Origin of the sequence: Rhodomicrobium udaipurense JA643, from assembly GCF_000636015.1 — a bacterium.
Taxonomy (GTDB): Bacteria; Pseudomonadota; Alphaproteobacteria; order Rhizobiales; family Rhodomicrobiaceae; genus Rhodomicrobium; species Rhodomicrobium udaipurense.
Genome location: NZ_JFZJ01000163.1, coordinates 1 through 6,472, shown reverse-complemented (window position 1 = coordinate 6,472; position 6,472 = coordinate 1). Strand labels below are relative to the sequence as shown.

The following is a 6,472-nucleotide window of genomic DNA, read 5'->3' as shown; positions in this document are numbered from 1 at the left end:
ACGTGGCGCAGCACGCCAGGGCGCGGGCGGTCGTGCCAATCCCAGTTGCCGTAGTTCTTCTTCATCACGGGATGCATGAAGGGAAACGGGTCCGGTACGCCGGATTCGATGGGGCGGCGGGGTTGGGCAGGGGCGTTCATCCAGGAAGTCTCCGCGATTATCAAATTGGGCCTGAGGGAAGCGGGGCGCTCGCGTGACGCTGCGAGCGCGGCTTCCGCCTAATCGCCTGCGACGGTCAAACCGGCTTCTCTCGCCTTGCGTTCGAAATACTTTTCGGCTTCGGCGGTGAAGTCGTCGGTCCGCACGTAAGACGAGGTGCGCGGATGATTGACCATGTTCGGGTCCGGCTCGACGCCAATGGCCTCCAGGAACGCCGGAAGTCCGATGCGGTCCATGCACTCGCCGATGCGCTCGTGTTCCAGCGCGTTTTCCGCGAAGAAGTCGATCAGTTTGCGCGCGAACTCGACCAGCGCGTCGAATTCCTCGTCGGTCTCCAGTTTCATGAACGGGATGACCATTGTGCCCATCAGATCCCCGACCTTGAGCGAGCGCTTGCCGCCCAGGAGGATCGAGACGCCGCGGTCGTCGCCCGGATGAAGCGCCTTCTGCATCACGTTCATGCAATGCATGCAGCGCACGCAGGACTTGTTGTCGACGTCGAGCGTGTCGTCGTCGTTCAGGCTCAACGCCCGCGTGGGACACATGGCGATGACGCTGTCGATGGTATATTTGCGGCCGTGGTCGGCGACGTAGACCTTCACCTCGTCCTGGTTCACCTTCATGGCGTCGCGCCACGTCCCGAGCACGGCAAAATCGGAGCGGTGGATCGCATTCACGCAATCGTTCGGGCAGCCGGAGAACTTGAACTTGAACTTGTAGGGAAGTGCGGGCCGGTGCATCTCGTCGAGGAAGGAATTGATGACCGTGCGATGCGCCTTGACCTCGTCGTAGCAGGATTTTTCGCAGCGCGCGTGACCCACGCAGCTCATGGAGGTTCTGAGCGCGGGGCCAGCGCCGCCGAGATCGAGGCCCATTTCGTTGAACTCGTCGAAAGCCTTCTGCGTGTTCTCGGTCGAGCAGCCCTGGAACATGATGTCCCCGCTCTGCCCGTGGAAAGCGATGAGGCCGGAACCGTGCTTCTCCCAGACGTCGCACATCTGGCGAAGCAGTTCGGTCGTGTAGTGATAGCCCGCCGGGGGCTGGATGCGGAGCGTGTGAAACTCCTTTGAGGCGGGGAACTGGTCCGCGACTTCCGAGAAGCGAGGAATGACGCCGCCGCCATAGCCGAAGACCGAGACGGTGCCGCCCTTCCAGAAGCCCTTGCGCTCTTCGTAGGAGTGTTCGAGCTGGCCGAGCAGATCATTCATCATCAGCGCGAACGGCTTGTCCTCAGCGTCGCGGAGCCTCTTGAGACCCGTCACGAAACTCGGCCAAGGCCCGGACTCCAGCTCGTCGAGAAGCGGCGTCGCATGCGGAAGGGTTGACGCGGGTTCCCGCGTCTCGTCGCTCGTCATGGTGCCTCCCTGTTCAACCGATCCGGTCATGCGGAATGATATTGCCCGCACAGCCAGTCGATTGTTTTATTATTCTAAGAACGCCTGTAATCGGCGAATTTTAATAACGCTAGCATACTTAAGCATGGGATGGCAATCATTCATATCTGTGAATACGATGATACGTTCGTCGAGCAATTGATGAGGCGAACGTGACGGCCCGAACCACAAGAATCATGAACGCAGACGGCTTGGGACGGACGCCACCTTTCCCGCATGCGCTTCAACCACGAGATTGGCTTTCGACGAAATGAGCGAGAAAAGCATGATCCAGATCAGCGACATCATCATCGCGCATCCCGAGATCAACTCTTTCAAGGAGCTTGAGAGCCTTGTGCAGGAGGCGGCGCGGCAAGGCACGATCCACCTCGCCTTCGATCTCAAGCCGGAATACCCGGACACCCCGCGCAACTGGCAGGACCGGCTGGAAGCGGCGTTCTTGTCGATCATCGGCAGCGGCAGATAGGACGGACACAGGCGATGACCGGGGAAACGAAAGAACGGCTCGAAACGCTCGCCGCCCCTTATGGACGCGAGGTGCGCCTCGACGACGTGCGCTTTGAAAGCGGCATGCGTCTGCTGCGCGTGACCATCCGCGAAGGGATGCGGATCACAGTTCTCGATATCGACCCGGCGACTGCCCTTAGTTGGGGAAATGCCATGACGCAATGGGTCGCGCGGGTGACAAGCTCAGAAGAGAAAGCTTAGGCCGTGGAACAACTTCCAATTTTCTTTCAGATCAAGGGTAAACCCGTCGCAGTGGCCGGAGGTGGCACCGTCGCCGCGCGCCGCGCAGAACTGGCGCTGAGGGCGGGCGCGCGCGTCAGCGTCTATAGTGAAACCCTGAGCGACGATTTTTGCGCGATCAGTTTGCATGACGGCTTCAGGCATGTCGCTCGCGCGCCTACGCTTTCCGACATCCAGAACTGCGTCCTGATGTTTTCCGCAACTGGCGACGCGGAAGCGGACCGCGAGGCTAGCCGGCTCGCCAGACAAGCCGGAGTTCCCATCAATGTCGCGGACGCGCCGGACCAGTGCGATTTCATAATGCCGTCGGTCGTTGACCGCGACCCTCTGGTGATTGCCATCTCGACCGGCGGCGCTTCGCCCGTTTTTGCCCGCATGATCCGGGCGCGGCTCGAAAGCGTGATCCCCTCCGCCTATGGCCGCCTTGTCTCGCTCGTGGGCGCTTACCGGGACAAGCTTGGCGCGGCCCTCAAGGAGCCCGCCGAGCGCCGCCGCTTCTGGGAGCGCGTGCTCGAAGGCCGCGTGGCCGATCGGTTTCTCGCCGGTCACGAGGCCGAGGCCCGGGTCGAGCTTGAGCGCGCACTGGCGAATGCCGCCGATGGCGCAGCAAGTCAGCAACTCGGCGAGGTCTACATCGTGGGTGCCGGACCCGGCGACCCCGACCTCCTCACCTTTCGTGCGCTTCGTCTCATGCAACGCGCCGATGTCGTGCTGTATGACCGCCTTCTGCCTCACGGCATCCTCAATCTCGTGCGCCGGGAAGCCGAGCACATTTATGTCGGCAAGCTTCCCGACGATCACATCATTCCTCAGGAAGAGATCACGGCCCGGCTCATAGACTTTGCCAGACAGGGTAAGCACGTGCTGCGCCTGAAAGGCGGAGACCCCTTCATGTTCGGGCGGGGCGGCGAAGAAGTCGAGGTGCTGGCGGCGGCGGGCATCCCGGTTCAGGTCGTGCCGGGCGTAACCGCTGCTACCGGCTGCGCGGCCTATGCCGGAATACCGCTGACCCATCGCGATCACGCCCAGGCGTGCGTTTTCCTCACGGGCCATTCAAAGGGTGACGGCCTCAGCCTCGATTGGAGCGCGCTCGTCCAACCAAGGCAGACCGTTGTCATTTTCATGGGGTTGGGAAAGCTGGACAGCTTGATGAAGGAGTTCGTGGCGAAAGGGGGCGATCCAAAACTCCCCGTCGCTATCGTCGATAACGGAACGCGGCCCAACCAGAGGGTCGTCACCGGGACCGTCGAAACGATCGCCGGTCTGGCCGCGCAGTCTGAACTGCAAGGCCCCGCTATCATCATCCTCGGCACAGTCGTCACCTTGCGCGACAAGCTTGCCTCGGAAACTGCCCCGGGCGCCGCTGGCTCATTTGCGAACGAAGCGGGGCTTTCCTCCATTCAATCGCCAGTTTGACAAGGACTCTGACAGTTAGCCCGAATTTTGGACATAGCCAATTTGCGGTCTTTCCAAAGTCACTCTTTTAGATCATCATCTATGAATATTACCAAGTGTTCAAAAATAGAGCACGTGAACAAGCGACTCAAGGGAAACGACAAAGGATCCAAATGGCACACATCGTCGTGCTGGGCGCCGGGCTCGGCGGCGTCATCATGGCCTATGAAATGCGCGACCGTTTGCGCAGGGGCGACAAACTCACCGTCATCACCAAGGAGCCGAAATACCATTTCGTCCCGTCCAACCCTTGGGTGGCCGTGAATTGGCGGAGCCGCGATGATGTGGAAATCGATCTCACCCGGACATTCGCGAAGCGAAAGATCAACTTCATCCCTGTCGCGGCCAAACGGGTCCATCCCGCCGACAACTGCGTGGAGCTGGAAGACGGCAGGAGCGTTACTTACGATTTTCTGATCATTTCGACCGGCCCAGAGCTTGCCTTCGACGAGATTGAAGGGCTCGGCCCAACCGGGCATACGCACTCGATCTGTCACGTTGACCACGCGCAAGCCGCTTCCGAAGCCTTCAAGCAGTTCTGCCAGAACCCCGGCCCCATCGTCGTCGGGGCGGTGCAAGGCGCATCCTGTTACGGCCCAGCCTACGAATACACGTTCATTCTGGAGACTGAACTGCGGAGACTGAAGATCCGCGATCGCGTCCCCATGACCTTTGTGACCTCGGAGCCGTACATCGGACATCTCGGCCTCGACGGCGTGGGCAACACCAAGGGCATTCTCGAAGGCGAAATGCGCGATCATCACATCAAGTGGATCACCAACGCGCGTGTTCAGAAGGTCGAGCCGGGCAAGATGACCGTCGAAGAGCTTACCGAGGAAGGTGCGCTCAAGAAGGTCCATGAACTGCCGTTCGCATACTCGATGATGCTTCCCGCTTTTCGCGGCATAGAGGCCGTGCGCGGCGTCGAGGGTCTGGTGAACCCGCGCGGTTTCATCCTGATCGACAAGACCCAGCGGAACCCGACCTTCCGCAATATTTTCTCGGTCGGCGTTTGTGTTGCGATTCCGCCGATAGCACCGACGCCGGTACCCTGCGGCGTTCCAAAGACCGGCTTCATGATCGAGTCCATGGTAACGGCAACCGCGCTCAATATCGGCGAGTTGCTTCGCGGCAAGTCGGCGCTGCATGAGGCGACGTGGAACGCTGTCTGTCTCGCCGATTTCGGCGATTCGGGCGTGGCCTTCGTCGCGCAGCCGCAGATCCCGCCGCGCAATGTGAACTGGTCCTACTCCGGCAGGCTGGTGCACCGGGCAAAAATCGCGTTCGAAACCTACTTCCTGCGCAAGATGCGTCGCGGCGAGAGCGAACCCTTTTACGAGAAGGCGGCCCTGCAAGCGTTGGGCATCGGCAAGCTGAAGCGCGTCACCTGATTGACCGGGAGCAAGTCAACCGACGAGAAAGACGCTCAGCGGTTGACTTCGCTTTGTCAAATAGAGATATTCGAATATGTACTTCAATCCGAGGAGATAAGTCGGCATGACCGAAGGGAACGGTACCGTCACTAACGGTGCACCTAATCAGAAGTCGATGACGATCATCGTCACCAAAGGCACGCTTGATTGGGCTTATCCGCCGTTCATTCTCGCGACCACGGCGGCGGCGATGGGCGTCAACACCACGATGTTCTTCACGTTTTACGGCCTTCCGCTGCTGTTGAAGAAGCTTGATCTGAAGATCTCGCCCTTGGGCAATCCAGCGATGAAAATGCCGATGATGGGCATGCATATGGCGATGCCGAACTGGGTCGCGACGATCCCGGGCGTGGACTCGGGCGCAACGGGCATGATGAAGGACATGATCAAGAAGAAGGGCGTCGCCTCCATCGACGAACTGCGCGACATGGCTCTCGAAGCCGAGGTCAAGATGATCGCCTGCCAGATGACAATGGACCTCTTCGAGTACAAGAAAGAGGACATGATCGAAGGAATGACGCTCGGCGGCGCGGCGACATACCTGGAGCAAGCGCTGAAATCCGACGTGAACCTGTTCGTCTAGCACCGAAAAACAAAATCGACCCGCATTGCTTTCCAACGGAGGAATCATGGCCGACAAGACGCTCGACGCGAAAGGTCTCAACTGCCCGCTGCCGATCTTGAGAACGAAAAAAATGCTGAACGAAGTTCCGGCGGGCGGCACGCTGGAGGTGCTCGCCACCGATCCCGGCTCCGTCGCCGATATGGCTTCCTTCTGCAGGACAACCGGAAACGAGCTTATGGAGTCGACGAAGGATGGCGACGTGTTCCGTTTCCTGATCAAGCACACGGCCTAGGCGCCGGTCCATCGCCTTTTTCAGCTGACCTTGCCCGAGGCGAGCGGTGGGCCATACACCGCCGCTGCCCGTAAATCCAGTCGTCGGCGCAAAAAGGGGGCTGAAGATCAGGCCCTTGGCCGTTCGCGCGGCGGCCTTCTGGGCGCGTGGGCTGCACCGTGTGAACGAGACGCTGCTGCGCATCGCCATCGTCTGCATCGGACTTGCGCTGACCGTCGCGCTGTTCGTGAAACCCGTTTAGAGCATTTGCACGAAGCGGCGTAGCGCCGCCGTGCGCGCCATCAGAGCTTCCGCAGGAAGAGCCCCGTCCCGGAAATTCCGTTGAAGATGGACTGGACCGCGATCGCGGCGAGCAGAATGCCGAGCAGGCGAGTCACGACCTTCTGCGCCGTCAGGCCGATCCATTCGCGAATTTCCTGCGCCGCTA

Annotated in this window: 9 protein-coding genes; 7 read left to right on the top strand and 2 right to left on the bottom strand. The window is 60.3% G+C overall.

Annotation, left to right across the window (positions count from 1 at the left end; translation table 11 throughout):
- Positions 1-218: 218 nt before the first annotated feature.
- The gene (gene dsrA, locus T281_RS15825; RefSeq protein WP_037241676.1) at positions 219-1,514 is read right to left on the bottom strand and encodes a dissimilatory-type sulfite reductase subunit alpha; all 1,296 of its coding nucleotides are present in this window, start codon (positions 1,512-1,514) and stop codon (positions 219-221) included.
- Between the two features lie 304 nt (positions 1,515-1,818).
- Here dsrA and T281_RS15820 point away from each other — a divergent pair, with 304 nt between their 5' ends.
- The 7 genes from T281_RS15820 to T281_RS19355 all read left to right on the top strand — a co-directional run bounded on the left by T281_RS15820 (position 1,819) and on the right by T281_RS19355 (position 6,286).
- Positions 1,819-2,019, top strand: a complete 201-nt coding sequence (locus T281_RS15820) for a hypothetical protein (RefSeq protein ID WP_037241680.1) — start codon at positions 1,819-1,821, stop codon at positions 2,017-2,019.
- A gap of 14 nt (positions 2,020-2,033) precedes the next feature.
- Positions 2,034-2,261: a DUF6967 family protein gene (locus tag T281_RS15815; protein WP_037241673.1), complete on the top strand. Its 228-nt coding sequence runs from the start codon at positions 2,034-2,036 to the stop codon at positions 2,259-2,261.
- 3 nt (positions 2,262-2,264) lie between these two features.
- Positions 2,265-3,716 (top strand): siroheme synthase CysG, encoded by a 1,452-nt coding sequence (cysG, locus tag T281_RS15810; RefSeq protein ID WP_037241670.1) that lies wholly within the window; start codon positions 2,265-2,267, stop codon positions 3,714-3,716.
- Positions 3,717-3,868: 152 nt separating this feature from the next.
- Entirely contained in the window at positions 3,869-5,146 is a 1,278-nt protein-coding gene (locus tag T281_RS15805) for an NAD(P)/FAD-dependent oxidoreductase (RefSeq protein ID WP_037241654.1), read from the top strand.
- Between the two features lie 106 nt (positions 5,147-5,252).
- Positions 5,253-5,771, top strand: coding sequence for a sulfur carrier protein DsrE2 (gene dsrE2 / locus T281_RS15800; protein WP_052037585.1), 519 nt, complete (start codon positions 5,253-5,255; stop codon positions 5,769-5,771).
- Between the two features lie 46 nt (positions 5,772-5,817).
- On the top strand, positions 5,818-6,045 hold the full coding sequence (locus T281_RS15795; protein ID WP_013418289.1) for a sulfurtransferase TusA family protein: 228 nt from the start codon (positions 5,818-5,820) through the stop codon (positions 6,043-6,045).
- Positions 6,046-6,091: 46 nt separating this feature from the next.
- Positions 6,092-6,286 carry a hypothetical protein gene (locus tag T281_RS19355; RefSeq protein WP_037241648.1) on the top strand — a complete coding sequence of 65 codons (195 nt, stop codon included), beginning with the start codon at positions 6,092-6,094 and terminating at the stop codon, positions 6,284-6,286.
- A 40-nt stretch (positions 6,287-6,326) separates the two neighbouring features.
- Here the strand turns inward: T281_RS19355 and T281_RS15785 are convergent, their stop codons facing one another.
- Positions 6,327-6,446: a MarC family protein gene (locus T281_RS15785; RefSeq protein WP_276324648.1), complete on the bottom strand. Its 120-nt coding sequence runs from the start codon at positions 6,444-6,446 to the stop codon at positions 6,327-6,329.
- Positions 6,447-6,472: the final 26 nt, after the last annotated feature.

Excerpts from the sequence above, each read along its gene's own strand:
- T281_RS15815 (WP_037241673.1), top strand. The coding sequence starts at position 2,034 with ATGACCGGGGAAACGAAAGAACGGCTCGAAACGCTCGCCGCCCCTTAT.
- dsrA (WP_037241676.1), bottom strand. The coding sequence starts at position 1,514 with ATGACGAGCGACGAGACGCGGGAACCCGCGTCAACCCTTCCGCATGCG.
- dsrE2 (WP_052037585.1), top strand. The coding sequence starts at position 5,253 with ATGACCGAAGGGAACGGTACCGTCACTAACGGTGCACCTAATCAGAAG.
- T281_RS15820 (WP_037241680.1), top strand. The coding sequence starts at position 1,819 with ATGATCCAGATCAGCGACATCATCATCGCGCATCCCGAGATCAACTCT.
- T281_RS15795 (WP_013418289.1), top strand. The coding sequence starts at position 5,818 with ATGGCCGACAAGACGCTCGACGCGAAAGGTCTCAACTGCCCGCTGCCG.
- T281_RS15805 (WP_037241654.1), top strand. The coding sequence starts at position 3,869 with ATGGCACACATCGTCGTGCTGGGCGCCGGGCTCGGCGGCGTCATCATG.